Here is a 25,047-nt window from a genome sequence, read left to right as displayed (position 1 = left end):
TGGACCACCTGTATCGGGAGGACAGTTCCATGACGAACACCGCCGGACGCTGGTACCTGGTCGGCGCGCTGCCGGAGGACTCCCCCGCCGCGCATCTGATGACCCGCTCCGAAGACCTCCGCTATCGGCGTTCCGCCTGCGGGGACAAGGAATCCCGGCTGTGGACACCGGTGGATCTCACCACCACCGACGTCGCCCCGTGCCCCCGCTGCGCCGCGACCCTCCCCGGCCACCGTTCCACCCGCAAGGCCGAGCCCGCCGCGAACACGCAACTCGCTTTCGACCTGCCGCTCTGACTCCCCCGCGTTTAGTCCTCTGAATGCGGTTATTGCGCGTGCAACTACCGCATTCAGAGGACTAAACGCTGTCTTTCTTGGCCCTGCTCGGCGCGACCCGGGGCGGCTCGTTCGGCATCTTCGGGTAGACGGGCGGCCAGGGCGCGTCCATCAGCCCGTTCGCCATGTCCTTCCTCGACATTGCGAGCAGCGGCTCGATCGACTGTGGTTTCGTTCCCTCCCAAGGGTCTCCGCGTTCGGCGAGCCGAGCGGGCACAGTGGACAGGGTGAGCTTGTCCGGCTCGATGGTCTCCAGTTCGTCCCAGCCGATCGGTGTCGACACCTGCCCGCCGCCCCTCGGCCGCACACACCACGCGCCGAACACCGTCTTGTGCGGCGCGTTCTGGTTGAAGTCGACGAACACCCGGGAGCCGCGTTCTTCCTTCCACCACTGTGCCGTCATCTCGTCCGGGTGGCGGCGTTCGAGTTCGCGGGCGAGCGCGACGGCGGCCGCCCGGACCTCGTAGCCGTCCCACTTCGGTTCCAGCGGCACATAGAGATGCAGGCCGCGCGAGCCCGAGGTCTTCAGCTGCGCGGTGATGCCCAGCTCCTCGAGCAGCGCCTTCGCCAGGACGGCGCCATGCCGCAATTCGGGGAACCCGATCCCCGGCGACGGGTCGAGATCGACGCGGAGCTGGTCGCTGATGTCCAGCGCGTCGGCCCGGTTCGGCCAGACATGGAAACCGAGGCAGCCCTGGTTCACCGCCCAGATGATATGCGCGAGGTCCTTCGCCACGAGCGCGTCCGACGTGGTCCCGTTCGGGGTGGACACCACCGTCGTGGTCAGCCAGCCGGGCGCGTTCTTCGGGACCCGCTTCTGGAACCACGACTTCCCGCCCGCGCCGTCGGGATAGCGTTCCAGCAGCAGAGGCCTGCCGCCGAGTTGCGCGAGAAGCGGGACCGAGACCGCGCGGTAGTACTCGACGAGGTCCAGTTTGGTCTCGCCGTGCTCAGGGAAGTAGACCTTGCCCGGATTGGACACCGTGACCTCGACGCCGTCGAGGTCCAGCGTGACCGGCTCTGCCTTCATCTTTCCCCCAGTTCGGTGAACAAAGTGGCCAGCTCGGCGGGCGGGACCTCTTCGAGCTGCGCGTACGTGCACGAGGCAGGTTCGCGGTCGGGGCGGAAGCGCACGAGCCTCCCGCCGTGGCGGAACCTGGTGCCCTCGACGTGTTCGTAGCGGACCTCGGCGACCCATTCGATGCGGAGCGGCTCCCAGCTCAGATCCTTCTGCGGCGCCCACCGGCTGCCCGCGCCCGGCATGCGGCCGCCCGCCTCCTCGTGGGTCTCGGCCCACTCGCGCCACGGATGGTTCTCCAGCGCGTTCTCCCGCAGCGGCGCGAGCTCGTCCACCAGCTCACGACGCCTCGCGGCGGTGAAACTGCTGGCCACGCCCACACTGTGCAAGACGCCTTCGTCGTTGTAGAGCCCGAGCAGCAGCGACCCGACGCCAACGCCGTCCTTGTGCCACCGGAACCCGGCGACGACGCAGTCCGCCGTCCGCTGGTGCTTGACCTTCCACATCACCCGCTTGTCCTGTTCGTACGGCGCGTCGGCGGGTTTGGCCATCACGCCGTCGAAACCCGCGCCCTCGAACCGGGTGAACCAGTCCTGGGCGACGTCGGGATCGTCGGACAGCGGGGTGAGGTGGACCCGGGCGAACTTCGTGTCGACGACGCCCTCGAGCAGCTTCCGCCGTTCCCCGAACGGTTCGGGCGTCAGATCCCGGTCGTCCAGCGCGAGCAGGTCGAACACCACGAAACTGGCGGGCGTCTCCTCGGCCAGTTTGTTCACCCGGGACGCCGCCGGGTGCAGGCGCAGCTGGAGCGTCTCGAAGTCGAGCCCGCCCTCGGTGACCAGCACGATCTCGCCGTCGACGACACAACGCTCGGGCAGCGCGTCCTTGAGCAGCTCGACCAGCTCGGGGAAGTACCGCGTCAGCGGCCTGTCGTTGCGCGAGCCCAGCACGACCTCGTCGCCGTCGCGGAAGACCACGCACCGGAAGCCGTCCCACTTCGGCTCGTACAGCAGCCCCGGCGTACGAGGCAGTTCGTGCACGGCCTTGGCCAGCATCGGCTTGACGGGTGGCATCACGGGCAGTTCCACGAGGCCGATCCTAGGCCGCGTCACCGACAAAAGCGCGGCATCTCCAGTTCGGCCAGGAGGAGCCCGCTCCGCGGTTTCGGCGTGAAGTAGGTGGCCTTCCTCGGCATCCGCGATCCGGCCGCGTGCACGGCGAGCACCTCCGCGTACGGGACCGGGGCCAGCAGGAATACCGCGTCCGCGTCTTCGGGCACCGGCGCGCCCGGCAGCAGAGGACGCACGTTCGGCCCTTCCGGATCGACGCCGAGCGCCCCGCGAAGCAGCTCCTGCTCCACCACCGCGTGGTCGCCGCCCGCCTTGCCGAGCGACACCCGGAACGCCGACTCGCCCGCCAGCACGGTCACCTCGCCCGGCTCGGCGGGCGGCCCCGGCGGGCCGGGATGGACGTCGAACCCCGCCTCCGTCCATCGCCGAAGAAGGGTGTCCGGGTCGAGGCCGGTGCCGGCGAGCACCCGGTGGATGGGCCCGATCCGCAGCCCCGGCCCGCCGGTGACCAGCGCGAGCAACGCGCCGCGTCCCGAAGCCGCGGCGGCCGCGACCCGGTGGTTGCCGTCCGCGACCAGGAGATCCAGCTCGTCCAGCGCCGCCAGCAGCTCGTCCTGGGCCGGGCCCGGACCGGCGAGCCACAGTTCGTGCTTGCGACCCGGGCCGTCCACTGTGGACAGGCTCGGCACCTGTCCCCGGCAGAACCGCTCGATCAGCGCGGTCAGCTCCCGGCCACCGGTCGCGGGGACCAGCATCGCGGCACTCGTCGCGACACCGAGCCCGGCCAGCATCGCGGCCCGCTCCGCGACGACGTCCGGATAGACGTCCTCGGTATGCCGCACCCGGGTGACCCCGTCGTCCCGGACCGCGGCCGGATCGACCAGGCACAGCACGCCCAGCGCGACCCCGTCCGGCCCGTCGATGCGATACGGCGCGACGACGTCGGCGACCGGGCGATAGTGCCGCTCCCGGATCCGCTCGAACGTCGCTCTGGCCTGCGGCAAGGCCGCCTCGATCGAGAGGCCGCCCGCCAGCGCGGCCGGGGTCCTCGCCGGATGCTGGACCGCCAGCAGGCTGTCGCCGTGCGCCCCGGCGAGCGCGGCCTCCACCCGGTCCGGGTCGGCGAACTCGTCGACGTCGGGGCCAGGGACGCTGTCGCGGACGGCCCAGCCGCGGCCGATCGGGCGGATCCAGGTGCTCATCCGATCCATTTTGCGGGATGGCTCACGGAAAAATCGGTCCCATCACCGGGTGTCTCCGTGGAATGCTTACCCATGCGAAGTAGTTGACGCCGTTCATGAGCCTGAGGAGACCGCCACAGATGACGACCCCGGCCCCGGTCACCGCGAAGGAAGGGGTCGGTTTCCGGTCCGAACGCGGCCCCGTCCTGATCGCCGTGATGCTGTGTTCCGGCCTGATCGCGCTGGACTCGACCATCATCGCCACGGCGGTGCCCTCGGTGGTCGCCGATCTGGGCGGGTTCTCGCAGTTCCCGTGGCTGTTCTCGATCTACCTGCTGACCCAGGCGGTCACCGTTCCGCTGTACGGCAAGTTCGCCGACGTCCTCGGCAGGCGGCCGGTGATGTTCTTCGGGATCGCGGCGTTCCTGGTGGGCTCGGTGCTGTGCGGCGCGGCCTGGAGCATGCCGGTGCTGATCGCGGCTCGCGCGGTGCAGGGCATCGGCGCGGGCGCCATCCAGCCGATCGCGCTGACCATGGTCGGCGACATGTACACGGTCGAGGAACGCGCCAGGGTGCAGGGCTATCTCGCCAGCGTGTGGGCCATCTCGTCGGTGGTCGGGCCGACGCTGGGCGGCGTGTTCGCCGAGTACCTCGACTGGCGCTGGATCTTCTTCATCAACCTGCCGCTCGGCGCGCTGGCGGCGTGGATGCTGTTCCGGAACTTCCGCGAACGCGTCGAACGCCGCTCGCACCGCATCGACTACCTCGGCGCCACGCTGCTCACCCTCGGCTGCTCGCTGCTGATCCTCGGCCTGCTGGAGGGCGGGGTCGCCTGGGGCTGGGCGTCCGCGCCGAGCCTGGCGATCTTCGGCGGCGCGGTGGTGCTGCTGGCGGCGTTCGTGTTCGTGGAACGCAAGGCCGACGAGCCGGTGCTGCCGCTGTGGATCTTCACCAAACGGACCCTGATCGGCGGGAACCTGGTCGCCGTCGTCGTCGGCATGCTGCTGATGGGCCTCACCTCGTATTTGCCGACCTTCTCCCAAGGCGTGCTCGGCACCGGCGCGCTCGTCGCCGGATTCGCGCTGGCGGCGCTGACCGTCGGCTGGCCGATCTCGGCATCGCTGGCGGGCCGGGTCTACATGCGGATCGGGTTCCGGGACACCGCGCTGATCGGCAGCGGGATCGTCATCGCGGGCGCGGCGCTCACGGTGTTCCTGACGGCGGGGTCGTCGATCTGGCTGGCGGCCGCGGCCGCGTTCGTCCTCGGGCTGGGGCTGGGCCTGGCGTCGAGCCCGACGCTGATCGCCGTGCAGTCCACGATCGGGTGGGAACGCCGCGGCGTCGTCACCGCGACCAACATGTTCAGCCGCTCGCTGGGCAGCGCCGTGGGCGTGGCGATCTTCGGCGCGATCGCGAACGCCACGCTGGGGAGCCGCTTCGCCAGCCCGCCCGCGGGGGTCACCGGCCTGCCATCCGGGGTCGACGCGACCAGTGTCGTCCTGGAGGGCCACGGCCCGGACACCCCGACGACGACGTTCGTGCGCGGCGCACTGGCGGACGCCACGCACCACGTCTTCCTGGCGATGCTGGTGGTCGCCGTGCTCAGCGTCGGCGCGCTGCTGCTGATGCCGCGGCGGACCGAAGAGCTGAAGTTCGACTAGCAGGCCGGTCCAGTGTCGTGAGTGGCGATTCGGGTTCTAACCCGAATCGCCACTCACGACCACGGTGACCCACTCAGCCCGGCACCGATCCTGATCTTCAGGTCCTCCGCCACACCCGCTCCTTCCGCCGGGCACGGCCGCGGCCCGGCGGCCAGTGTTCCCAGCGTGAACAACCCCGCACAAGCATGGACTCATTCCGCGAATCCCCCGTACATTCCAGTGTCGTGCGGGCCGTTCCCGCACGGATTGGGGGATTTCGATGGCAGGACAGGCTCCGAGCAGCTGGACGCGATGCTTCCATCGGGCGCCGTCGGCCGGGATGCGGCTCCTCGTCTTCCCGCACGCGGGCGGATCGGCGAGCGCGTACCGCGCGTTTTCGGCGGCCCTCTCGCCCACGATCGAGGTGCACACCGCCCAATACCCGGGGCGGCAGGACCGGATGGGCGAGCCGGTCATCGACGATGTCCACGTCCTGGCCGAGCACCTGGTGGACGTCGCCGCCGCGCTCCCGAAACCCTTCGCCCTCTTCGGCCACAGCATGGGCGCGATCGTCGGCTTCGAGGTCGCCCGGCGGCTCGAAGCGCGAGGCATCGTCCCGGCCGCGCTGTTCGTCTCGGCCCGCCGTGGTCCGGACGTGCAGAAGGAGAAGTCGCATCACCTCGCCGACGACGACACCTTCCTCGACGAGGTCAGCCGTCTCGGCGGCACGGACCCCACGATCTTCGCCGACCCGGACATCCGCGCGCTCGCGTTGCCCGCGCTGCGCGGTGACTACAAGGCCGTCGAGACCTATCGCTACCGGCCCGGCCCCGACGTGAGCTGCCCGGTCGTGGCGCTCGCCGGGAACGCGGACCCGGTCCTGCATCTGCCGGACGTCGAAAACTGGCGCGAGCACACCACCGGCTCGTTCGAGATGGAGGTGTTCGAGGGCGGTCACTTCTTCCTCGAAGACAACCTCGACGCCGTCGTCGCGCGCATCCTCGGCAAGCTGACCGTCAGTCCCTGAGGCCTTCCCTGCTCGCCCACGCGACGACCTCGGTCCGGTTCGCCAGGCCCAGTTTCGCCAGGACGCTCCGGACGTGGCTTTCACCGTCCGGCGATTGCTCAGCGCGTCGGCGAGCAGGGCGACGCTCTCGCGTCCCCGCCCGGTCAGCGGGTCGGCGGCGCGGCGCCCGGCACGGATCCGGTCGAGCAGCGCCGCGGCCCGCGCGAGTGGTCCCGGTATGGCCAGTCGCCGGAACTCGTCGAGCGCGTCGCGTGCGATCCCTTGCGCGCGAACGAGATCGCCCCGGGCGACCAGTGTTTCGGCGAGCAGCAACCTCGCCTGGGCGACACCGGGCCGGGCGCCGATGCCTTCGTTGACGGCGATCGTCGCCCAGGTCGGCGGCCTGACCGGGCTCGTCGTCGCGTTCTGGCGATCGACGCGCATCCCGTGCTGACCTTCGCGGCCGACCAGGTCGACGGTGACCCGGACGAGTGGTCGGTCCACGGCTCCCTCGGAGCGCGAGGTGCGACTTGCCCCCTGACGGTGACCGCGACCGGACCGGCGGACAACGGCGACGGCACCTGGCGAGTGGTCGCCGTCGCCGTCTTCGACCGGCGGGCGATCGGTCTCCGCGCGCCGAGGTTCCTGATCGGCAGGGAGATCACGATCGCGCTCGACGTCGTGCTCGCCCCGCCGGGATGATCAGGCCCAGGCGGAAAGTTCCTTGGCGAGCGCGGACGGCCCGCCGGCGGTGCGCAACGTCGGCGCGCCGGGCCAGCAGTCCTGGTGGTCGCCGGTGCGGAGGGTTTCGGCGAACCTGGCGACCAGCCGCGGCTGCGACGCCACCGTCCGGCCACCGAGGTAGGCGACGACGACGTGGTGATCGTCGTCCGAATGCGTCGCCACGGCGGCCGACCAGCCGTGTTCCTCGTGCCACATCAGGTCGACGTCGCGCTCGGGAAAGCCGGGAAGACGCCAATTCAGCCTCATCCTGGCGGTGACCGGACCGGCGAGGTCGACCGTGCACGCGTCCCTCCGTATCCCCAGTGCCGCGGCCACGTCCTCCAGGTAGGCGTTCAGCCTGGTCTTGAGCTCCAGACCTGCTTCCGTGGGCGCGGGGGTCGAGGTGGTCACGGTCCCTCATCTTCCTGTCACTTTGAGTTGGCGTGACGGGAATTACCCACCGCGGAGCGGCTTCACACCCTCATTTCGTCACACCACAGTTTCGGTTCGCTCAAGCCGTGGCTTCGATGACGCGGGTCAGTGCCTTGTGCAGCGCCTCCAGCTCGGAGACCTCCATACCGAGCTTCTCCACCACGCGATACGGGATCTTTTCCGCCTCCGCGCGCAACGCGCGACCGGATTCCGTCAGCTCGACCGTCAGCAGCCGCTCGTCCTCGGAGCTGCGCCTGCGCGTGACGTACCCGATCGTCTCCAGGCGCTTGAGCAGCGGTGACAGCGTCGCGGGCTCGGCACGCAGAGCGACACTCAGGTCCTTGACGGCCTGCGGGCCTCGCTCCCACAGCGCCAGCATGACCAGGTACTGCGGATGGGTGAGCCCATGGGGTTCCAGCAGCGGACGGTAGATGGCGATGACGCTGCGCGAAGCGACCGACAGCGCGAAACACACCTGACGCTCCAGCGCGAGCGGATCCTCGCCCAGATCGATCGACTTCATCTCCGGCCCCTCCGAGTTCATGCCGCCGATCCTAGCCGCGACGCTAACGTTTAGCGTGCTAATCATTAGTGTACTGTGGCAGCATCGACGGAAGGAGTCGCCCGATGCCCCGCAAGCGCCCGGACGTGTTCCGCTGGCTGTGGTACTCACTCGGCGGCAGGCTGCCCGAGCGCTACCAAGCCTGGATCCTCCACGACGCGACCACGGGAAGCTGGCGCTGGCGGCACGTCGCCCGCAGCACGGTGATGATCGCCCCGCTCTGCGCCGTATGGCTGCTCCTGCCCGGCCCGCTCACGCTGCGGCTGGCGATCGTGCTGATGGCCGCGCTCGTCGCGTACTTCTACTCGATGGCCTACATGGAGGAGAGCATCGAACACCGGCTGGCCAAGAACGGCTTCCCGCCCGGTATCGGGCGCCGGACGCGCGCGGAGGCCGTCGCGGTCGCGGAAGCCGAGGTGACCGAGCGATACCTCGCGCGGTACCGGAACCAGGCCTGATCTCCTGATACCTTCGGCGGGCACCGCCCCGGCACCGGCCCAGTGTTGCGAAAGATGCTTTCGCGACACACGCGCACAGCCGGCACCCCAGGAAGCCGCCCGCGACCAGGACGGACGAGCCGCCGCGGCTAGAGTGCGCGGTGATGAGACGCAAGCTCCGCCCGCCGCTCCCGCCCCGTCACGGGCTCGATCCCGCGAGGCTCAAGATGCCCGCCAAGGGCCCCTGGACGACGTTGCGGGAGCACCTCGTCGAGCGGCTCCCCCGGGTCGCGCCCGAGCGGATCGAGGAGATGCTCCGGGAGGAGCGCATCGTCGGGCTCGACGGGCCGCTGGGCGTCGATTCCCCGTTCGTGCCGGACTCGTTCATCTGGTTCCATCGCGACCTGCCCGACGAGGTCGAGGTGCCGTTCGAGGTCTCCGTCGTGCACCGCGACGAGCATTTCCTGATCGCCGACAAGCCGCATTTCCTCGCGACGATCCCGCGCGGGCGGCACATCCTGCAGACCGCGCTGGTCCGCCTGCGCCGTGAATTCGGCCTTCCCCAGCTCAGCCCCGCCCACCGGCTCGACCGGGTCACCGCGGGGCTCATCCTGTTCGTGATCACTCCCGAAGTCCGCGGCAAGTACCAGACGATGTTCCGGGATCGCCTGGTGCACAAGGAATACGAGGCGATCGCCCCCTACGACCCTGATGTCGTGCTGCCGCGCGAGATCAGCAGCCGCATCGTCAAGGAACGCGGAGTCATCGCCGCGCAGGAGGTCGACGGGCCGCCCAACGCGGAAACGCGCGTCGAGCTCATCGAGCACCGCGACGGCCTCGGCCGGTATCGCCTGATCCCCGCGACCGGCCGTACCCACCAGCTCAGGCTGCACATGAGCGGTCTCGGGTTGCCGATCCTCGGCGACGACTTCTACCCGGAGCTGACCGAAACCCCGCTCGACGACTTCACCGAACCCTTGCAACTGCTGGCAAAGGTCCTCGAGTTCACCGATCCGGTCTCCGGGGAACGCCGCCGGTTCGAGAGCAGGCAGACGCTCCAGGCGTGGACGGACCTCGACGCGTGGCGCCGCGGGCCCTTGCCGTGAAGGCCTCCTTACCTACCCTGAAGGTAGTGAAGGAGGCCTTCACGGACTTCGGCTCACGGAAGGCTTACTTCCGCCAGAACTTGATCCCGCTCCAGGTCACCTTGACCGGTCCGGCGCCACTCGCCGTCCGATAGGCGCCGAACTTGTCGTAGTAGCTCCCGCCGCTACTGCTCACGGTCTGCTTCAGCGAACCGTTGATGTACACCTTGTGCGTGCTCCCGACCTGATGCACGGTGTTGACCCGCACGGACGTCCCGACGGTCGCCCCGCTCCCCAGCGTGTCCCCGCCATGGACGGCGTAGAGCCGCCCGCCGCGTTCGACCGCGAGCATGAAGTACGGCCCGGCGGTCGGCGCGTCGCGGAAGGTCTGCTTCAGGCTGATCCGGGTGCCCGCCATGCTGGTGATCCGGAACGATCCCTCGAACTGCCGGGTCCCGCCGGTGTAGGTCGCGTAGCGCCGTTCCGCCCGCTGATCCCCGCTTCCGGTGGAGCAGGTCAGTTCGAAGTTCAGCCCGTCGACGGTGCCGCAGCCGCGTTCCTGGACGTTGAACGACGGGTTCTCCGACGTCCACGGCCCGGTGCCGACCTGGGCGTTCGCCGGCATCGCCGACGCGATCAGGCCGAGCACGGCCGCCGCGGCCACCCCGGCGGTCCGAAGTCGTCTCCGCATCCTGCCTCCTGCACACTCAGGGCGGCGGTGATGGTCCAGACCAGGACCAGGCTGCGACTGTACGAGTGCGAGCCGTCATCGGACAAGACGTTGACGCCCCGGCGTCCCGCTGATTGGGTAACGACGGTGATCCTCTCCTTGACGGTCCTCGAAGGACTGGCGGCCGGGACGATCGACCTGGCCTTCCGGCGCTGGTCGAAACAGAACGTCCACCCTGGCGACGTGATGCGCCTGGAGGCCGGGGTGATCGAGGTCGTCTCGGTCGAGATCGCCGACCCCGCCGCCATCACCGACGCCGACGCCCGCCGGTCCGGCGCGGAGTCGGCGAACGCGGTGCGGGGCACGCTGCGCGGCCCCGCGGACGCCCCGGTGTACCGCATCGGCCTGCGCCACCTCGGCCCCGATCCCCGGCGCGCGCTCAGCGAGGACGCCGGACTGTCCGAAAAGGACTTCGAGGAGATCCGCCAACGACTGTCCAAGATGGACAGGCGACGCCCGTGGACGCACGAGACCTTGCGCCTCATTCACGACAATCCCGGACGCCGCGCCCAGGAGCTCGCCGATCTCCTCGGCCGCGAGAAGGATCCGTTGAAGGTCGACATCCGCAAGCTCAAGAACCTCGGCCTCACGCTCAGCCTCGAAGTCGGCTACCGGATCTCCCCGCGCGGCGCGGCGTACCTGCGTTTTACCGAGGATCCCGGTAAAACGCGCTGAGTTCCGGCGCGAGCCGTTCCGGCGGGACACTGTGGAACTCGCCGTCCAGCCCGACCTGCCGCGCCCCCGGCACCACCTTCGCGGCGACGAGAGCGGCGGCCTTCAGCCAGTCCGTACTGCCGTTGCTGTTCACCACCAGGACGGGTGTCGCGATCGACGCCAGCTCATCAGGCACATTCGAGTCCTTCATCACGAAGGCGTCGTAAACGAGCGTGGGCGCGAACGACCGCAGTTCGGGCCACATCGGCGTCTCCTTGGCCTCGGCGACAGCCTCCTCCGGGGAGCCGACCGCGGACATCATGAACAGGGCGACGGCGTCGTCCCACCGGTCCGCCGCGACCAGCTCGCGCATCTCGTCGGCATATCCCTCGGGGACTTCTTCCGTTTCGCCCCGATAGGGCGGCTCGAAAACCGACAACCGCGCAATCGGCACACCGGCCGCGGCGGCGAGGAGGGCAAGCGCGCCACCGGAGGAGATGCCGTGGACGATCACCGGCTCGCCGAGCGCGGCGACGACCGCGGCCAGGTCTTCGATCTCGCGCTCGACCGCGTACGGCGCGGTGTCCCCACTGCCGCCCCGGCCCCGGCGGTCGTAGGTCACCACGGAGAACTCGGAGGCCAGCTCCGCGACCAGCGGTTCGTCGCCGTGCCGGTCGTTGCCCGCGCCCGCGACGACGACCACGACGGGCCCCGCACCACGGCGTTCGAACACGATCGGCGTCCCATCGGCGGACTTCGCTGTGTGGATCATGTGAGCCATCGTGCCACTCGAACATCCGTTCGACAAATGGCCGGAACCGGGGTAGGTTCGGTTGCCATGACCCCCGCGCTTCAAGCCTCGCTGTTCGACGAGTGCGCCGCGCTCGGGCTGGGCTCGCTCGGCGGGCTCCGGCGCACCGAGCTGACCCGTGGCGCCTGGATCGACGTGCTCCCGGGCTGGCTCTCCGGCGCGGACGAGCTGTTCACCCGGCTCGCCGAAGACGTGCCATGGCACGCCGAAAGGCGGCAGATGTACGACCGCGTCGTCGCCGTCCCCCGGCTGTTGAGCTATTACCGCGAGGGCATGCCGCTCCCCCACCCGATCCTCACGGAGGCGAGGGAGACACTCTCCGCGCACTACGCGGAAGAGCTCGGCGAGCCGTTCGTGACGTCGGGCCTGTGCTTCTACCGGGACGGGCGCGACAGCGTCGCCTGGCACGGCGACGACACCGGCCGGTCCCGCACCGAGGACACCATGGTGGCGATCGTCTCGGTCGGCGCCGCCCGCCAGCTGGCCCTGCGGCCGCGTGGCGGGGGCGAGACCGTGCGGCACGCCCTCGGCCACGGCGACCTGATCGTCATGGGCGGCAGCTGCCAGCGGACCTGGGAACACGCCGTCCCCAAGACCGCCAAACCGGTCGGGCCGAGGATCAGCATCCAGTTCCGCCCGAGAGGAGTCGCCTGAGGTCAGTCCAGCAGCACGGGCAACGCGTCGACGCCGTAGACGATCGAGACCTTCCGGAAGCCCACCTGGTCCGGTTCGATCGCCAGCCGCATCTCCGGGAACCGGCGCACCAGCGCGGGGTACGCGGTGCGCAGTTCCATCCTGGCCAGTTCGGCACCGATGCACCGGTGAATGCCCCAGCCGAAGGCGAGGTGCGACGTCGGCTCGCGGGTCGCGTCGAACTTCTCCATTTCCTGGCCGAGTTCGCCGTCTCGGTTCGCGACGCTGAGCGAGACCAGCACGATGTCGCCCTTCGCGATCCGGACGCCGGCGACCTCCATGTCCTCCTTGGCGAACCGCGGGAAGGCCATCTGCACGACGGTCAGGTACCGCAGCAGCTCCTCGACGAACCTGTGGACGGCCTCATCGTCGCCGCGGACGGTTTCGAACAGCGAGCGGTCCTTGAGCAGCACGAGCGCGCCGAGCGCGATCATGCTCGCCGTGGTCTCCAGCCCGCCGGTGAGCACACCGTCGGCGAGGCCCGCGAGTTCGCGGTCGTCGATCTCGTCGCCGTGCTCCTTGATGAGCATGCCGAGCAGGCCGTCGCCCGGGTTCTCGCGCTGTTTTTTGACGATCTCGTCCAGATAGGACAGTGACTCGGTCATCGCTCCGAGTGACGCGCCCGCGCCACCGAAGAGGTCGAACCGGGCGGTGCTCAGCCGCTGGAAATCGTCGCGGTCCTCGTACGGGACGCCCAGCAGTTCGCAGATCGTCAGCGACGGGATCGGCAGCGCGAAGGCCTCCCACAGGTCGACGGGACCGTCGGCCTTCGCCATCGCGTCGAGCTGATCGGCGACGATCTCGTCGATCCGCGGCGCCAGGCGCGATAGCCGCCGCATGGTGAACTCCGGCGTGAGCAGGCGCCGAAGCCGGGTGTGCACCGGCGGATCGGCGAACCCGAGCCCGCCGGGGTTCTGGTCCTCGGTCACGCCCGCGTTCCCGACCAGGTTCGTGAAGTCGTTGCTGAACTCGCCCACCTTGCCGAGTACGGCCTTGGCCTCGTCGTAGCCGGTGACCAGCCAGCCGTTCATCCCGAACGGCAGGTCGAGCTTGCTGATCGGCTCCGTCGCGCGGATCCGGCCCAGCTCGGCCACCGGGTCGAGACCGTCGCGCTTGAGCGGCAGCAGCGCGTTGTCCGGGATGATCGACATCTTGGACAGGTCGAAACCGTTCTTCTGCTGACGCGCGAGATAGCGACGGCCGAGCCAAGCCAGCACGCGCGAGCGAATGCTCCCCATACCCTGCACCCTACTCCAGCCGCTGACCACCTGACCTGGCACAACAGGCCGCCTTCGCCCGGCAGGACGCCCGACGTCCTCACCCCGCCGTCCCACTCGATTAGTCACGTCCAGAAAGTCGGTTTTCCCGCCCGTGAGGTTCCCGGCGACCGGGAGACGTCCGTCACCGTCGGTCACGACGGACCGCGGGTAACGCCTGACATCGGGCGCGCGTCGTGAGATTGTCGGACCTTACTGGGAGGATTCGGACATGTCAGCCGCGCTCATCGGACGCGACCATCCCGCGGGGGTGCTCCGCGCGGAGATTTCCCGTGCCGCCGAAAGCCACGGCGGGCTGGTGCTGGTCACCGGCGAGGCCGGGATCGGCAAGACCACGCTCGTCACCGGCGCCGCCGAAGAGGCGAAGCGCCTCGGCGCCCTGGTGCTCAACGGGTCCTGCTGGGACTCGGCGAGCGCACCGGGCTATTGGCCGTGGACGCAGGTGGTCCGCGGGTTGCGGCGCGCGGTCGGGCAGGGCCGCTGGGCCGCGATGGCCGACAGCGAATTGGACGTCCTGCTCGGTGAGGCGCGCGGCGACGGCGCGGCCGACGGGTTCCGGCTGTACGACGCGGTGACGAGCGTGCTGGTGGCCGCCTCCCAGGACCAGCCGATCGTGGTGGTGCTCGACGATCTGCACTGGGCCGACGCCGCGTCGCTGCGGTTGCTCGAGTTCGCCGCGCAGCACACCTGGTTCGAGCGGCTGCTGCTGATCGGCACGTACCGGGACGTCGAGGTCGAGGCGACCGATCACCCGCTTCGCTCGCTCATGATGCCGCTCCTCACGAAGGCCACTTCGGTCACTCTCACCGGCCTCGAACCGGACGAGGTCGGCACGCTCATGACCAGGACGGCGGGCGCGGCACCCGACGACGCGCTGGTCGCCGAGGTCCATCGCCGCACCGGCGGCAACCCGTTCTTCGTCGAGCAGACGGCGCGCCTCTGGCACAGCGGAGGTTCCGCCGAGACCATCGCGCCCGGCGTGGCCGACGCCCTGCAGCGACGGCTTTCCCTGCTCCCCCAGCCGGTCCTCGATCTGCTGACCACCGCGTCGGTACTCGGCAGGGAGTTCCACCGCCGGCTGCTCGCGGGCGTGGCGTCGGCACCCGTGCCCCAGGTGGACCGGCTGCTCGACCAGGCCGTCGCGGCACGGCTGGTGGTGGTGCAAGGGCAAGGACGGTTCGCCTTCGCCCACGACCTGGTCCGCGAAACGTTGTACGCGAGCCTGTCCGAGTCGGACCGCCGGAAACAGCACGCAGCGGTCGTCGCGGCGGTCCGGGAAACGCCGGCGTCACGGGACAGCCTCTTCGCCGCGGACCTGGCCCGCCACGCGCTGCTCGCCGGCCGGGAAGTCGATCCGGAGGAGGCGATCGACCTGTTGCTGGCCGCCGCGGTCGACGCCACCGGCCGTATGGCGATCGAAGAGACGACCACCCACTACCGGCGGGCGATGGAGATCGCCGAGGACCGGCGACGGAAGGCGGTCATCGCCCTCGAACTGGGCGCGCATCTGACCCGTCACCACGAGACGGACGAGGGCAGGCAGGTCCTCGACGAGGTCTCGGTGCTCATCCGTGAACTCGACGACGACGATCTCCTCGCCCGGCTGGCGCTGACCCTGGTCCGTGCCGACCACAAGAGCCTCCGGATCGACGAGACGGTCGAGGTGCTCACCGAAGCGCACGCGCGGCTTTGCGGCCGCGAGCCCGGCCAGGAGCTCACGGCCGAGGAGATGACGCAGGAACTCTCCGCGCGCATCATGATGACCGCCCGCGACGACCACGACGATTCCGCGCTGTTGTTCGGTTTGTGGGCCCGGCACGACTCGATCTGGGGGCCGGGCAGCGCCGCGGAACGGGAACGGCTCACCGACGAACTGGTCGCCGTCGGCCGCCGCACGGCGAATCCGGAATTGGAGCACTACGCGGCGTCCTTCAAGTGGGTGGCGCAGCTCGAACAGGGCGATCCCCGGTATTTCGGGCAGTATCAGGAGTTTCTCGCCCTGGCGGCCACCGGCAGGGCCCCGAGCTCGCAGCTGGCTTCCCGGATCGACCAGAGCATCATCGCCACGCTTCAGGGCCGGTTCGCCGAAGCCGAGGCGTATATCGAGCAGGTGATCTCGTGCCACGAGGGGGACGAGCATCCCCATTTCGCCGATCTGAACCAGCTGCAGCTGTGGGTCCGGTGGTGCTTGGAGGGACGGTTCGACGAGCTCACCGGGCTCCACCGCGAGATCTCGCGCAGCGGGTACTCCTACGGCCGGATGCTGGAGGCGATCTCCGCGGCCCAGCGCGAGGACGCCAGGGAGGCCGTGCGGCTCACCGATCTCGCGGCCGACGCGAAGCCGTATCCCCGCGACCTGGAAGCCTTGTGGTTGCGCTGCCAGGCGCAGACGGCGGCGGTCTCGCGCGATCCCGAACGCTGTGAAGCGGCCCGCGCACTGCTCGTGCCCTACAGCGGGGAGTGGCTGGTTTCCCTGTACGGCTGCGAGATCTCCGGCCCCGTCGACCTCTGGCTCGGCAGGCTCGACCTGGCGCAGGAACGCTGGAACGACGCGGTGAACCGGCTGCGCGGTGCCGTGCTCTCCGCGGATCGGCTCCGGGCCGCGGTCTGGGCGACCGAAGCCAAGTCCTGGCTGGCGAAGGCACTGCTCGGCCGCAACCTCGAAGGCGACGCGGCGGCCGCGGCGGCCCTCCTGTCCGAGGTGACCGAAGAAGCCAGCGCGTTCGGCATGCGGCCGGTCGTGGCCAGGATGACGAGAGCACGTGAGGAGACGCGGGCTCCGGCCACGCCGAGGGCGGAGTTCCGTCGCGACGACGTCGTGTGGACCTTGCACTTCGACGGTGTCACCGCCCACCTCCCGGACTCGAAAGGCTTGCGGGACCTGCATTTCCTGCTCGGCAGGCCGGGTTCGGAGGTCGCCGCCGTCCGGCTGCTCGATCCCGAGGGTGGCGAGGTGGTCGTCGCCGCGAAGAGCTTCGGCGGAGACGCCGTCCTCGACGACGAGGCGAAGGCCCGGTACCGCGCGAGGCTCGACGAGCTGGACGAACTGATCGACACCGCGACCGGGATGGGCCAGGACGCACGCGCCGCGGCGCTGGACCGTGAACGGGACGCGCTGCTCGCCGAACTGCGGTCCGCGGCCGGGCTCGGCGGCCGCACCCGGCGGCTCGGGGACGAGGCGGAACGCGCCCGCAAGACGGTGACCGCGCGGATCCGGGACACCCTGCGCAAACTCGACGAGCAGCATCCGGCACTGGCGGCGCACCTGCGCGCGGCCGTCACCACCGGTTCCTCGTGCCGCTACGCGCCCGAAGACAAGGTTCCCTGGCGGCTGTGAGCGGCCAGGGACTCGTGAGTGGCCAGGACGGTTAGAGCCAAAGGTGTCTTAGGCACCTACGTGGATTCCGGCGGTGGTTGATCCCTGGCCCGGTCCGTGAGGGGCCTCCTTGAGGGACTCTGGGTTCCTCAAGGAGGCCTTCAAGGACTTACCTGCTACCAGCCTCCCCAGAGTCGCGGCTCCATCCGGCGCCGAGACAACGCAGGCCTCAGCCGGTGCGCCCAATGTGGCATCGGAGACGCTCAGTGTCCCCAGTGCCACATTGGGCGCACTCGTCCACCGGCCACACTGGGGGTGAACAAAGACGGTTCCTCAAGGAGGCCTTCACGGACTCGAAAATCGCCACGTCCGCCCTACGAGGACATGAAGGCCCCTTCACGTACTTGAGCGCGCAAGAACACCGGTACCGAGCCGGTCAAGCCTCGTGAGTGGCTAGGACGGTTAGAACCGTCCTAGCCACTCACGAGGCTGGGGCTCACTTGCGGTTGTAGAGCCGCATCGTCAAGGTGCCGAAGATCGCGAGGATGACCGCTCCGGCGATCAGCACCCAGGTGATCTCGCCGCCGTCCCAGTTGCCGTCCATCATCGAGCGGACCGCCGCGACCACGTGGGTCACCGGGTTGACGTCGACGAAGGCCTGCAGCCAGCCCGGCATCGTCTCCGGGTTGACGTAGATGTTGCTGAGGAAGGTCAGCGGGAACAGCACCATCATGCTGACCCCCATCACCGACTTCTCGCTGCGCAGCAGCAGGCCGAACATCGTCCAGATCCACGAGAACGCGAACGAGAACGCCAGCAGCAGGAGGATCGCGGCGGCCACGCCACCGAATCCGCCGGCGGGGCGGAAGCCCATGATCAGCCCGACGCCGAGGATCACCAGCGACGCGATGAGGTACCGCAGCATGTCGCCGAGCAGATAGCCGACCATCGCCGACGGCCGCCAGATGGGCAGCGTGCGGAACCGGTCGAAGACGCCCTTCTCGATGTCGGTGTTGACCGAAATTCCGGTGTACATGGTGATCATCAGGATGCTGCTCGCCATGATGCCCGGCAGCACGAACTGCAGGTACTGCGTCGGCGAGCCGGACAGCGCGCCGCCGAACAGGTAGGTGAACATCAGCGTCATCATGATCGGGAACGCCGTGACGTCGAACAGCTGCTCGGGCACGTGCTTGATCTTCAGCATCGCGCGCCACCCGAAGGTGACCGAAGTCGACAGCGCGCTGGGGCGCTGAGGACGGTTCTTCGCGATCAGGACGGCGGCGAGATCCTCCGCCTTCGGTGCCGCGAGAACGGGTTCGTTGTCTTTGACTGCCGTGGTGCTCAAGCTGCACTCTCCTCAGGCGTGGCGGTGCGGTCGGTCAGGGCCAGGAAGACCTCGTCGAGGCTCGGCTGGCCGAGGGAGAAGGTGTCGACGACGATGCCGGCGCGCGCGAGCTCGGACAGTGCGCGCGCGGCGTGCTCGGCGGCACCCTGTTCGGTGCTTTCGCCCGTGAGCCGCGCGGTGAGCGCGACCGGGTCCGGCTCCAACAGCACCTGTGCCTCCAGGTTGCGGACGAGCAGCGCTTCGGCCTCGGCACGCTGGTCGGCCTCCCGAAGCCGGACGTGGATCGCGCCCGCGCCGACCGACGCCTTCAGCTGCCCCTTGGTGCCTTCGGCGATCACCTTGCCGTGGTCGATGACCGCGATCCGCGAGGCCAGCTGGTCGGCCTCGTCGAGGTACTGCGTGGTCAGCAGGACAGTGGTGCCGTGCCGCACGATCGCGCGCACGATGTCCCAGACCTGGTTGCGGCTGCGGGGATCGAGCCCGGTCGTCGGCTCGTCGAGGAAGAGCACGTCCGGGGTGTTGAGGATGCTCGCGGCGATGTCGATCCGCCGCCGCATCCCGCCGGAGTAGTTCTTCACCTGCCTGCCCGCGGCCTCGGTCAGGCCGAACGCCGCCAGCAGCTCCTCCGCCCGTGCGCGGGCGGCCGGTTTGCGGTGCCCGGTCAGCCTGCCGATCAGCACCAGGTTCTCGGTGCCGGTCAGGTCTTCGTCGACCGAGGCGTACTGCCCGGTCAGGCTCACCATGGACCGGACCGCGTCGGCCTCGCGGACGACGTCCTTGCCGAAGACGCGCGCTTCTCCACCGTTGGGGCGGAGCAGGGTCGCGAGCATCTTCACGGCGGTGGTCTTGCCGGCGCCGTTCGGCCCGAGGACGCCGTACACGGTGCCGGCGGGGACCTTCAGGTCGATCCCGTCGACCGCCCGGTTCTCCCCGAACACCTTGACCAGCCCCGAGGCTTCGATGGCCAGTTCACTCATTTTCGTTTCCTTTCAGAAGCATTCAGCAGACGTAGGGGCGAGCGGCGCGCGCTTCGCGCAGGGCGAGACCCCACCAGGCGAGCTCGTCGAGCAGGGTGGTCACGGCCTGTCCCTGCCCGTCGCTGTCGAAGGGGGTGCCGTCGCGGGCGAAGGTGCCGTCGAGGAGGTTGAAGGCCACGGTGTCGCGCATGGTCACCGTGTGCAGTTCGGTGAAGATCGTGCGCAACTGCTCCACGGCGTAGAGCCCTTGCGAGCGGTAGCCGTAGGAGACGAAACCGACCGGCTTCGCGCGCCACTCGTCGTAGGCGCAGTCGATCGCCTGCTTCAGCGACGCCGGGAAACTGCGGTTGTACTCGGGGGTGACGACGACGAACGCCTCGGCCTCGTCGACCAGCCTCGCGAACCGCTTCATGTCCGACGTCGGATGCTCCGGCAGCCCCGTGGGCAGGTCGAAGTCGACCAGGTCGAGCACTTCGGTGACGAGGTCTTCCCGGTTTTCCGCCCGGCCGGTGAACCACTTGCCGACGGCGTCCCCCACCCGCCCCTCGCGGGTGCTTCCGATGATCACCGCGACCCGCAGTGGACTGGTGTCCATGACCGACCTCCTCTCGCTTCACCTCTTGGGCGCGAGAAAGCCGCCGGACTTTCGCTAGATCGGATCTAGCGGGCGCCCGGCGGCTTCGGTCGGTGATCTCGCTAGGCGTCCAGCGCGATCGCGATCGCGCCCAGCAGGGACGCGTCCTGGTCGAATTTCGCCGAGACCAGTTCCGGCGAGAACGGCACGGCTTGCGCGAGCCGCTCGCGCAGCGCGGGCAGCAGGATGTCGGCCGAGCGCACCAGTCCCCCACCGACGGCGACGCGCTGTGGGTCGAGCGCGATGGCGAGGTTCGCGACGTGCATCGACAGTTCGTCGAGCGCAGCGCAGACCAGTTCCTTGGCCTGTGCGTTCTCCCTGGCGAGGCCGAACAGTTCACCCGCGGTCACCGGGCGGCCGAGCAGCACACTCGCCCGGCCGCCCAGCCCACGCCCACCGACGGCTTCCTCCAGTGGCGCCGCTCCACTGGCGAACCCGTCGGTGTCCTGCGGCGAGAGGAGGTTGTACCCGATCTCTCCCGCAGCGCCGTTGGCGCCGGCCAGCAGCCGGCCACCGACCAGGACCGCCGCGGCGATCCCGGTCCCCAGCGAGAGGAACACCGCCGGATCGGTGTCCGCCAGCGCCCCCCATCGCCATTCCGCGAGCGCCGCCGCCTTGGCGTCGGTGCCCACTTGGATCGGCACGTCCTCGAACTCGGCGGCGACGAGGTCGCGCAGCCGCAGTTCCTCCCAGCCCGGCACGTTGGGCGCGAGCAGGATGCGGTCCTCCAGCACGATGCCAGGGCTGACCACACCGATCGCGACGAGCCGGTCCGCGGCGCCTTCGTCGGCGAGCAGTTTCCGCGCGGCGGCGAGCGCGCGGCTCACCACCTGTTCGGCGCCCGCCTGCGCGTCGGTGTCCAGCCTCCGGGTGACCAGGAGGCTCCCGGACCGGTCGGCCAGCCCGATCGCGACCTTCGTGCCGCCGAAGTCGATCCCCAGGATCAGGTCTTCCCCCGTCACTTTCCGTTCCCCTCTGCCGCCCCCGCGAACGCTTCCTGAATTCCCTTGGGCCCGAACGGCCACACGCGCTCCGCCTTGGCATAGGCCAGGAACGCCGCCACGCCGAGCGCGATCCACCCCACCGAAAGCCCGATCGAAAGCCAGGTGGCGGAGAAGTAGATGTAGATCCAGCCGAGCAGCGCGATGACCGTCGGGATCGGGTAGAGCCCTTGCCGGTACGGCCGCTCCAGCTCCGGCCGCCGTCGCCGCAGCACGACGATCGCCGCGACCTGCGCGAGCGACTGGATGAGCACCAGCACCGTCACCGCCGCGTTGATCACCGCGGTCAGCGTGAAGAGCGAGCCGATCGCGGCGATGACGCCCATCGTCAGCACGCCGGCGGTCGGCAGGTTCAGCTTCGGGTGCAGCCTGGCGAACACCGGCAGGAACACCTTGTCGCGCGCCGCTTCGAACGGGACCCGCGAACCCCCGAGCAGGCCGGCGAACACCGAACCGATCGCGGCGATCACGATGAACACGGTGATGACCTTGGCCGCGCCCGTGCCCCACGCCTGTTCCAGCACGGTGGAGGCGACCGAAGTGGCGTTCTTCAGTTCCTCCAGCGGGATCGAGCCGAGCACCCCGAGCTGCAGCAGGAAGTAGAGGCTCATGATGCCGAGGATCGAGAGGATGATCGACCGTGGCAGCGTCCGGCCTGGGTCACGAACCTCGCCGCCGAGGTAGGCGCTGGTGTTGTAGCCGAGGTAGTCGTAGATGGCGATGATCAGGCCGGCGCCGAGCCCGGCCCAGAACGCGCCGCCGTCGAACGAGAACGCGCCAGGTGTGAAGGCGAACGCTTGCGCGCCGTCGAAATGGGTGAAGGCCGCGACGATCACCGAAAGGGAGGCGAACAGCATGATCCCGAACAGGACGGTGGTCAGCTTCCCGATCTCGCCGATCTTGCGGAACAACGCCAGCACGATCAGGACGATGACGCCGAGGCCGATGACCTTGCCGAGCGCCGTCGTCCCGCCGTCGTCGGCGACCCCGGGGACCAGGTACCCGAGGTACTGGACGAGCCCGATGATGCCGGTGGACATGATCAGCGGGATGAACAGCACCGCGCTCCAGGCGAACAGGAACGGCATGAGCCTGCCGGTACGGGAGCCGAACGCCTCGCGCAGATAGACGTAGGTGCCGCCGGCGCCGGGGAGGGCGGCGCCGAGTTCGGCCCAGATCAGGCCGTCGGCCAACGCGATGACCGCGCCGATGAGCCAGCCGAACATGGCCTGCGGGCCGCCGAGCGTCACCACCATCGCGGGGATGGTGACGAACGGGCCGATGCCGCACATCTGGGTCATGTTGATGGCGGTCGCCTGGAGCGGCCCGATCTTCCGCTCGAGCCCCGGCCGCGGGGATGAACTCAAAACGCGCCTCCCTGTTAGTTAGTAAAGTTTCTTAACATAATTTCGGGCGTGTCGGAAGGCCGGTCCGCAAAGTTGTCGTGCTCCGGTCCACCAAGCCGGGACGTATCAGGGAGCCGTCGGTCCGCGTCCTTGTCCGGAAGGACGTCTTCCCCAGGAACGGTGAGGTCCATGAAACGGCTGTTCAGGGCGGCGATGGCGATCGCCGCACTCGGGTTCGCGGCGGCCTGCGGCGGGACCGACGGGCGGGCCGGACACCGGCCGCACTGAAGACGCCCGTCCGCCTGGCGCCGTCGCCGGGAGCCCGATCAGGTAAAACAGCGACCTGCTCGGCACCGCCAAGAGCGCGATCGAGCAGAACCTCGAGCGTCTCCGCAAGAGTTCCGGCGGTGCGGCGTTTCGGTCGTGATCGTGGACGAAGGGAACCGCATCCGCCCGAATCCGGTAAACCCGGGCGCGACGATCACGGTCCAGGCCAGTACGTCTTCGGCGTCGCGTTCGTGATCCCCAGACCGACGAGCTGCGCCTGGAATTCGGGCGTCCCGATGGGCCCCGCCGCCAGGCTGCTGACGCGGGTCAGCGCAGGTGGCGCTCCAGCCACTCGGTGACCGCTTCGTCGGCGAGCTTCGCGATCGGCAGCTGCGGCGCGGGATCGATGCCCGGGTCTTCGGCGAGCGGGTGGGCGAGACCGGGGAGGCGACGTAACCGGACGTCTTCCGACACCGTGTATTGGGCACGCACCGCGTCGACGAGTTCGTCGGCGTCCGCGCGGAACGCGGGGAAATCCTCTTCGCCGCTGACGACCAGCAGCGGAACCTGCGGTTCCCTGGCCGAAATTTCACCCGATCGTGCGACGAAGTCGAGCTGATCCGCCGCCTGGTTCGCTTCGTCCGTCCACGTATAGGGCTGTTCCAGCATGGTTTCCACCACGCCGACCAGCGACCGCGCCCGGACGGCGGGGTTGACCAGCGCGGCGGCCCGCACCGGGATCTCCCTGGTGGCCAGGATCGTGAGCGCCACGGCACCACCGAGGGAACCGCCGACGACGGCCATCCGCGAGGTGTCGAAACCGAAGCGTTCCCGCAGTTCAGCCAGTGCGGCGGGGAATTCCAGCGCCGCCTGCCGGACGAACGGGTCCGCGTAGGCGAGCACCGCGTCACGGACGGCTCGTTCGACCACCGCGTCCATGCTGCCGTCGACCATTCTCGCGCCGCACAACGGCATTCCGAGATACACCCGCCACGCGGGCACCCCGGCCAGCGGCAGCGCGGCCGCGAACGCGGCGTCGGTGCGGGGCGCGTCGATCATGTGCCAGGCGACGACCACCGGCGCGGGGCCGCTGACCTCGGCCGATGGCGGCAAGACGGTGAACGGTACCCCCGCCGCCGTGCCCGTGACCGGTTGTCCCACCGCTGTCCCCCCTCGCGTGCTGTCGATCTCCACGATATCCAGGACGCAGCGGAGGCGGACCTCGTTCCGCCACAAGCGAAACAGTATGCCCGCGAGGTCACCCCGACGCGCCGCGGAGGTGGTTGCGGATGACCGGCGGCGGCCGAATAGTGTTGCGGCCCGGCCCTTTGGAGGTGAACCGCCCGTGCCCGATGTCGACTACTACGAGGTGCTCGGCGTGGGCAAGGCCGCCTCGGTCAACGAGATCAAGACCGCGTACCGGCGGCTGGCGAAATCGCACCACCCGGACACCGGCGGATCCGCGCTCACCTTCCAGCTGGTCCGCGAGGCCTACGACACGCTCAGCGATCCGATGCGGCGCGCCGGCTACGACGCGGGCGGCCGCTCGGTGCGCGCCCCGATCCGGCCGCGCCCGCGGCGTCGCTTCGGCGAAGAACCGGGCTACGAGCCCGAACCGGTCGTGATCGATCCGGACGACCTCGAATGGTGGGAATTCGCCGCGCAGGACGCGCGCGTGCGGCACGGGCGGCGGCGCGGGCCCGGGCACACCCCGGTGGTGGCGGCGGTCGGCGGGATGGTGCTGGTGCTGCTGCCGGTGCTGACCGGCGTCGGATTCTCGGCCCCCACGCTGATCGTCTGGCTGATCCTGACCGCCGGGACCGCGCTGCTCGTACAACGGCTCGCACGCGGCTACCTGGCGGCTTCCCGCGCCAAGACCCGGTTCGCCGCCGAATTCGGCGGGAAACGCGTGTTCGGCACCCCCGGCGTCGAAACCGACGAACTCGCCGAACGGCTCACCGCCGACCTGCTCGAGCGCTACCTGACCCGGCTGCCCGGCGCCCGGATCTTCCACGGCCTCTCGTGGCCGGATTCGGTGTTCGCCGACGTCGACCACGCCGTGTTGTGCGGAAAGCGGCTGGTGCTCATCGAATCGAAGCTGTGGCTGCCGGGGCACTACGAAACCGATGACGACGACCGTCTGCTGCGCAACGGCCGTGCCTTCCGCGGCGGTGGGAGCAGGCTGACCGAAAGCCTCGCCGAATACCGGCGGATCCTGCCGGGGGTCGCGTTGCGCGGGGCGATGATCGTGTACCCGAGCCGGACCGGTGAGATCACCACGGACCTCGAGGATCCCTCCCCCGCGCCACCCATGACGCCGGAACAGTTCCTGCACGAGATCGGCGGGTGGCTGGCGGCGGAGCCGTCCACTGTGGACTCGGCGACGATGCGGGTGGTGCGGGACCGGGTGGTCGGCACCGTCTGAGACAGCGGCAGCCCGCATTTCGTCCTCTGAATGCGGTAGTTGGCAACGTGAACTACCGCATTCAGAGGACGAAACGCAT

Annotated in this window: 25 protein-coding genes; 11 read left to right on the top strand and 14 right to left on the bottom strand. The window is 69.6% G+C overall.

All coding sequences use genetic code 11. The features are described from left to right. Positions 1-29 precede the first annotated feature (29 nt). On the top strand, positions 30-296 hold the full coding sequence (locus AC069I_RS15980; protein WP_340682962.1) for a hypothetical protein: 267 nt from the start codon (positions 30-32) through the stop codon (positions 294-296). 61 nt (positions 297-357) lie between these two features. On the opposite strand, the gene ligD is transcribed toward AC069I_RS15980, so the two are convergent. Genes ligD through AC069I_RS15965 form a run of 3 tightly spaced genes read right to left on the bottom strand, consistent with a single transcriptional unit; the run spans position 358 to position 3,634 of the window. After that, entirely contained in the window at positions 358-1,365 is a 1,008-nt protein-coding gene (gene ligD / locus AC069I_RS15975; RefSeq protein ID WP_478230644.1) for a non-homologous end-joining DNA ligase, read from the bottom strand. Further along, complete coding sequence (locus AC069I_RS15970) at positions 1,362-2,441, bottom strand: ATP-dependent DNA ligase (RefSeq protein ID WP_478230645.1); 1,080 nt, start codon at positions 2,439-2,441, stop codon at positions 1,362-1,364. Before AC069I_RS15970 ends, ligD begins: the two co-directional genes overlap by 4 nt. Positions 2,442-2,461: 20 nt before the next feature. Continuing rightward, positions 2,462-3,634, bottom strand: coding sequence for a DUF1015 family protein (locus AC069I_RS15965; RefSeq protein ID WP_478265717.1), 1,173 nt, complete (start codon positions 3,632-3,634; stop codon positions 2,462-2,464). A gap of 110 nt (positions 3,635-3,744) precedes the next feature. Between AC069I_RS15965 and AC069I_RS15960 the strand changes: the two genes are divergently transcribed. The 4 genes from AC069I_RS15960 (at position 3,745) to AC069I_RS15945 (ending at position 6,952) form a co-directional block, all read left to right on the top strand. Next, the gene (locus tag AC069I_RS15960; protein ID WP_478265716.1) at positions 3,745-5,265 is read left to right on the top strand and encodes an MDR family MFS transporter; all 1,521 of its coding nucleotides are present in this window, start codon (positions 3,745-3,747) and stop codon (positions 5,263-5,265) included. Positions 5,266-5,524: 259 nt separating this feature from the next. Further along, positions 5,525-6,271, top strand: coding sequence for a thioesterase II family protein (locus AC069I_RS15955; RefSeq protein WP_478229068.1), 747 nt, complete (start codon positions 5,525-5,527; stop codon positions 6,269-6,271). Between the two features lie 73 nt (positions 6,272-6,344). Next, positions 6,345-6,704 (top strand): hypothetical protein, encoded by a 360-nt coding sequence (locus tag AC069I_RS15950; RefSeq protein ID WP_478265715.1) that lies wholly within the window; start codon positions 6,345-6,347, stop codon positions 6,702-6,704. Then, positions 6,698-6,952 (top strand): hypothetical protein, encoded by a 255-nt coding sequence (locus AC069I_RS15945; RefSeq protein WP_478265714.1) that lies wholly within the window; start codon positions 6,698-6,700, stop codon positions 6,950-6,952. The genes AC069I_RS15950 and AC069I_RS15945 overlap by 7 nt, the downstream gene beginning before the upstream one ends. On the opposite strand, the gene AC069I_RS15940 is transcribed toward AC069I_RS15945, so the two are convergent. Together AC069I_RS15940 and AC069I_RS15935 are read right to left on the bottom strand one after the other, a co-directional pair. Continuing rightward, the gene (locus AC069I_RS15940; protein WP_478229065.1) at positions 6,953-7,384 is read right to left on the bottom strand and encodes a DUF6292 family protein; all 432 of its coding nucleotides are present in this window, start codon (positions 7,382-7,384) and stop codon (positions 6,953-6,955) included. 100 nt (positions 7,385-7,484) lie between these two features. After that, positions 7,485-7,928 carry a MarR family winged helix-turn-helix transcriptional regulator gene (locus AC069I_RS15935; protein ID WP_073847073.1) on the bottom strand — a complete coding sequence of 148 codons (444 nt, stop codon included), beginning with the start codon at positions 7,926-7,928 and terminating at the stop codon, positions 7,485-7,487. 104 nt (positions 7,929-8,032) lie between these two features. On the opposite strand from AC069I_RS15935, the gene AC069I_RS15930 reads away from it, so the two are divergent. Together AC069I_RS15930 and AC069I_RS15925 are read left to right on the top strand one after the other, a co-directional pair. Further along, a complete protein-coding gene (locus tag AC069I_RS15930; protein ID WP_478229064.1) occupies positions 8,033-8,425 on the top strand; it encodes a DUF5313 domain-containing protein in 393 nt (130 codons plus the stop codon). Between the two features lie 143 nt (positions 8,426-8,568). Continuing rightward, on the top strand, positions 8,569-9,510 hold the full coding sequence (locus tag AC069I_RS15925; protein WP_478229063.1) for an RluA family pseudouridine synthase: 942 nt from the start codon (positions 8,569-8,571) through the stop codon (positions 9,508-9,510). Positions 9,511-9,574: 64 nt separating this feature from the next. Here AC069I_RS15925 and AC069I_RS15920 read toward each other — a convergent pair whose 3' ends face one another. Next, positions 9,575-10,180 (bottom strand): hypothetical protein, encoded by a 606-nt coding sequence (locus AC069I_RS15920; RefSeq protein ID WP_478265713.1) that lies wholly within the window; start codon positions 10,178-10,180, stop codon positions 9,575-9,577. 126 nt (positions 10,181-10,306) lie between these two features. Here AC069I_RS15920 and AC069I_RS15915 point away from each other — a divergent pair, with 126 nt between their 5' ends. Then, entirely contained in the window at positions 10,307-10,894 is a 588-nt protein-coding gene (locus tag AC069I_RS15915; RefSeq protein WP_478232377.1) for an ASCH domain-containing protein, read from the top strand. Here AC069I_RS15915 and AC069I_RS15910 read toward each other — a convergent pair. After that, complete coding sequence (locus AC069I_RS15910) at positions 10,866-11,645, bottom strand: alpha/beta fold hydrolase (RefSeq protein WP_478232376.1); 780 nt, start codon at positions 11,643-11,645, stop codon at positions 10,866-10,868. The two genes, AC069I_RS15915 and AC069I_RS15910, sit on opposite strands and share 29 nt — an antisense overlap. Before the next feature lie 66 nt (positions 11,646-11,711). On the opposite strand from AC069I_RS15910, the gene AC069I_RS15905 reads away from it, so the two are divergent. Then, a complete protein-coding gene (locus AC069I_RS15905) occupies positions 11,712-12,338 on the top strand; it encodes an alpha-ketoglutarate-dependent dioxygenase AlkB (RefSeq protein WP_478232375.1) in 627 nt (208 codons plus the stop codon). A gap of 2 nt (positions 12,339-12,340) precedes the next feature. Here the strand turns inward: AC069I_RS15905 and AC069I_RS15900 are convergent, their stop codons facing one another. Beyond that, positions 12,341-13,615 (bottom strand): cytochrome P450, encoded by a 1,275-nt coding sequence (locus AC069I_RS15900; RefSeq protein ID WP_478265712.1) that lies wholly within the window; start codon positions 13,613-13,615, stop codon positions 12,341-12,343. A 250-nt stretch (positions 13,616-13,865) separates the two neighbouring features. Between AC069I_RS15900 and AC069I_RS15895 the strand changes: the two genes are divergently transcribed. Continuing rightward, a complete protein-coding gene (locus AC069I_RS15895; RefSeq protein ID WP_478265711.1) occupies positions 13,866-16,991 on the top strand; it encodes an ATP-binding protein in 3,126 nt (1,041 codons plus the stop codon). A gap of 475 nt (positions 16,992-17,466) precedes the next feature. Here AC069I_RS15895 and AC069I_RS15890 read toward each other — a convergent pair whose 3' ends face one another. The 6 genes from AC069I_RS15890 to AC069I_RS15865 form a co-directional block, all read right to left on the bottom strand. After that, positions 17,467-18,318, bottom strand: a complete 852-nt coding sequence (locus AC069I_RS15890) for an ABC transporter permease (RefSeq protein WP_340682979.1) — start codon at positions 18,316-18,318, stop codon at positions 17,467-17,469. Further along, positions 18,315-19,295, bottom strand: coding sequence for an ATP-binding cassette domain-containing protein (locus tag AC069I_RS15885; RefSeq protein WP_340682980.1), 981 nt, complete (start codon positions 19,293-19,295; stop codon positions 18,315-18,317). The genes AC069I_RS15890 and AC069I_RS15885 overlap by 4 nt, the downstream gene beginning before the upstream one ends. A 22-nt stretch (positions 19,296-19,317) precedes the next feature. Further along, a complete protein-coding gene (locus AC069I_RS15880; RefSeq protein ID WP_478229056.1) occupies positions 19,318-19,890 on the bottom strand; it encodes an NADPH-dependent FMN reductase in 573 nt (190 codons plus the stop codon). A gap of 101 nt (positions 19,891-19,991) precedes the next feature. Next, positions 19,992-20,891 (bottom strand): ROK family protein, encoded by a 900-nt coding sequence (locus AC069I_RS15875; protein WP_478265710.1) that lies wholly within the window; start codon positions 20,889-20,891, stop codon positions 19,992-19,994. After that, the gene (locus AC069I_RS15870; protein WP_478265709.1) at positions 20,888-22,297 is read right to left on the bottom strand and encodes an APC family permease; all 1,410 of its coding nucleotides are present in this window, start codon (positions 22,295-22,297) and stop codon (positions 20,888-20,890) included. Before AC069I_RS15870 ends, AC069I_RS15875 begins: the two co-directional genes overlap by 4 nt. A gap of 573 nt (positions 22,298-22,870) precedes the next feature. Beyond that, positions 22,871-23,704: an alpha/beta hydrolase family protein gene (locus tag AC069I_RS15865; protein ID WP_478265708.1), complete on the bottom strand. Its 834-nt coding sequence runs from the start codon at positions 23,702-23,704 to the stop codon at positions 22,871-22,873. Between the two features lie 184 nt (positions 23,705-23,888). Between AC069I_RS15865 and AC069I_RS15860 the strand changes: the two genes are divergently transcribed. After that, positions 23,889-24,968, top strand: a complete 1,080-nt coding sequence (locus tag AC069I_RS15860; protein WP_478232369.1) for a J domain-containing protein — start codon at positions 23,889-23,891, stop codon at positions 24,966-24,968. Positions 24,969-25,047: the final 79 nt, after the last annotated feature.

It is taken from the genome of Amycolatopsis sp. NPDC043885, assembly GCF_056435685.1.
Note: the sequence above shows the minus strand (reverse complement) of the source record. Positions and strands in the feature narration are given on the sequence as shown.

Excerpts from the sequence above, each read along its gene's own strand:
- AC069I_RS15885 (WP_340682980.1), bottom strand. The coding sequence starts at position 19,295 with ATGAGTGAACTGGCCATCGAAGCCTCGGGGCTGGTCAAGGTGTTCGGG.
- AC069I_RS15920 (WP_478265713.1), bottom strand. The coding sequence starts at position 10,180 with ATGCGGAGACGACTTCGGACCGCCGGGGTGGCCGCGGCGGCCGTGCTC.
- AC069I_RS15980 (WP_340682962.1), top strand. The coding sequence starts at position 30 with ATGACGAACACCGCCGGACGCTGGTACCTGGTCGGCGCGCTGCCGGAG.
- AC069I_RS15935 (WP_073847073.1), bottom strand. The coding sequence starts at position 7,928 with ATGAAGTCGATCGATCTGGGCGAGGATCCGCTCGCGCTGGAGCGTCAG.
- AC069I_RS15880 (WP_478229056.1), bottom strand. The coding sequence starts at position 19,890 with ATGGACACCAGTCCACTGCGGGTCGCGGTGATCATCGGAAGCACCCGC.
- AC069I_RS15955 (WP_478229068.1), top strand. The coding sequence starts at position 5,525 with ATGGCAGGACAGGCTCCGAGCAGCTGGACGCGATGCTTCCATCGGGCG.
- AC069I_RS15900 (WP_478265712.1), bottom strand. The coding sequence starts at position 13,615 with ATGGGGAGCATTCGCTCGCGCGTGCTGGCTTGGCTCGGCCGTCGCTAT.
- AC069I_RS15965 (WP_478265717.1), bottom strand. The coding sequence starts at position 3,634 with ATGGATCGGATGAGCACCTGGATCCGCCCGATCGGCCGCGGCTGGGCC.
- AC069I_RS15960 (WP_478265716.1), top strand. The coding sequence starts at position 3,745 with ATGACGACCCCGGCCCCGGTCACCGCGAAGGAAGGGGTCGGTTTCCGG.
- AC069I_RS15925 (WP_478229063.1), top strand. The coding sequence starts at position 8,569 with ATGAGACGCAAGCTCCGCCCGCCGCTCCCGCCCCGTCACGGGCTCGAT.
- ligD (WP_478230644.1), bottom strand. The coding sequence starts at position 1,365 with ATGAAGGCAGAGCCGGTCACGCTGGACCTCGACGGCGTCGAGGTCACG.
- AC069I_RS15930 (WP_478229064.1), top strand. The coding sequence starts at position 8,033 with ATGCCCCGCAAGCGCCCGGACGTGTTCCGCTGGCTGTGGTACTCACTC.
- AC069I_RS15895 (WP_478265711.1), top strand. The coding sequence starts at position 13,866 with ATGTCAGCCGCGCTCATCGGACGCGACCATCCCGCGGGGGTGCTCCGC.
- AC069I_RS15905 (WP_478232375.1), top strand. The coding sequence starts at position 11,712 with ATGACCCCCGCGCTTCAAGCCTCGCTGTTCGACGAGTGCGCCGCGCTC.
- AC069I_RS15910 (WP_478232376.1), bottom strand. The coding sequence starts at position 11,645 with ATGATCCACACAGCGAAGTCCGCCGATGGGACGCCGATCGTGTTCGAA.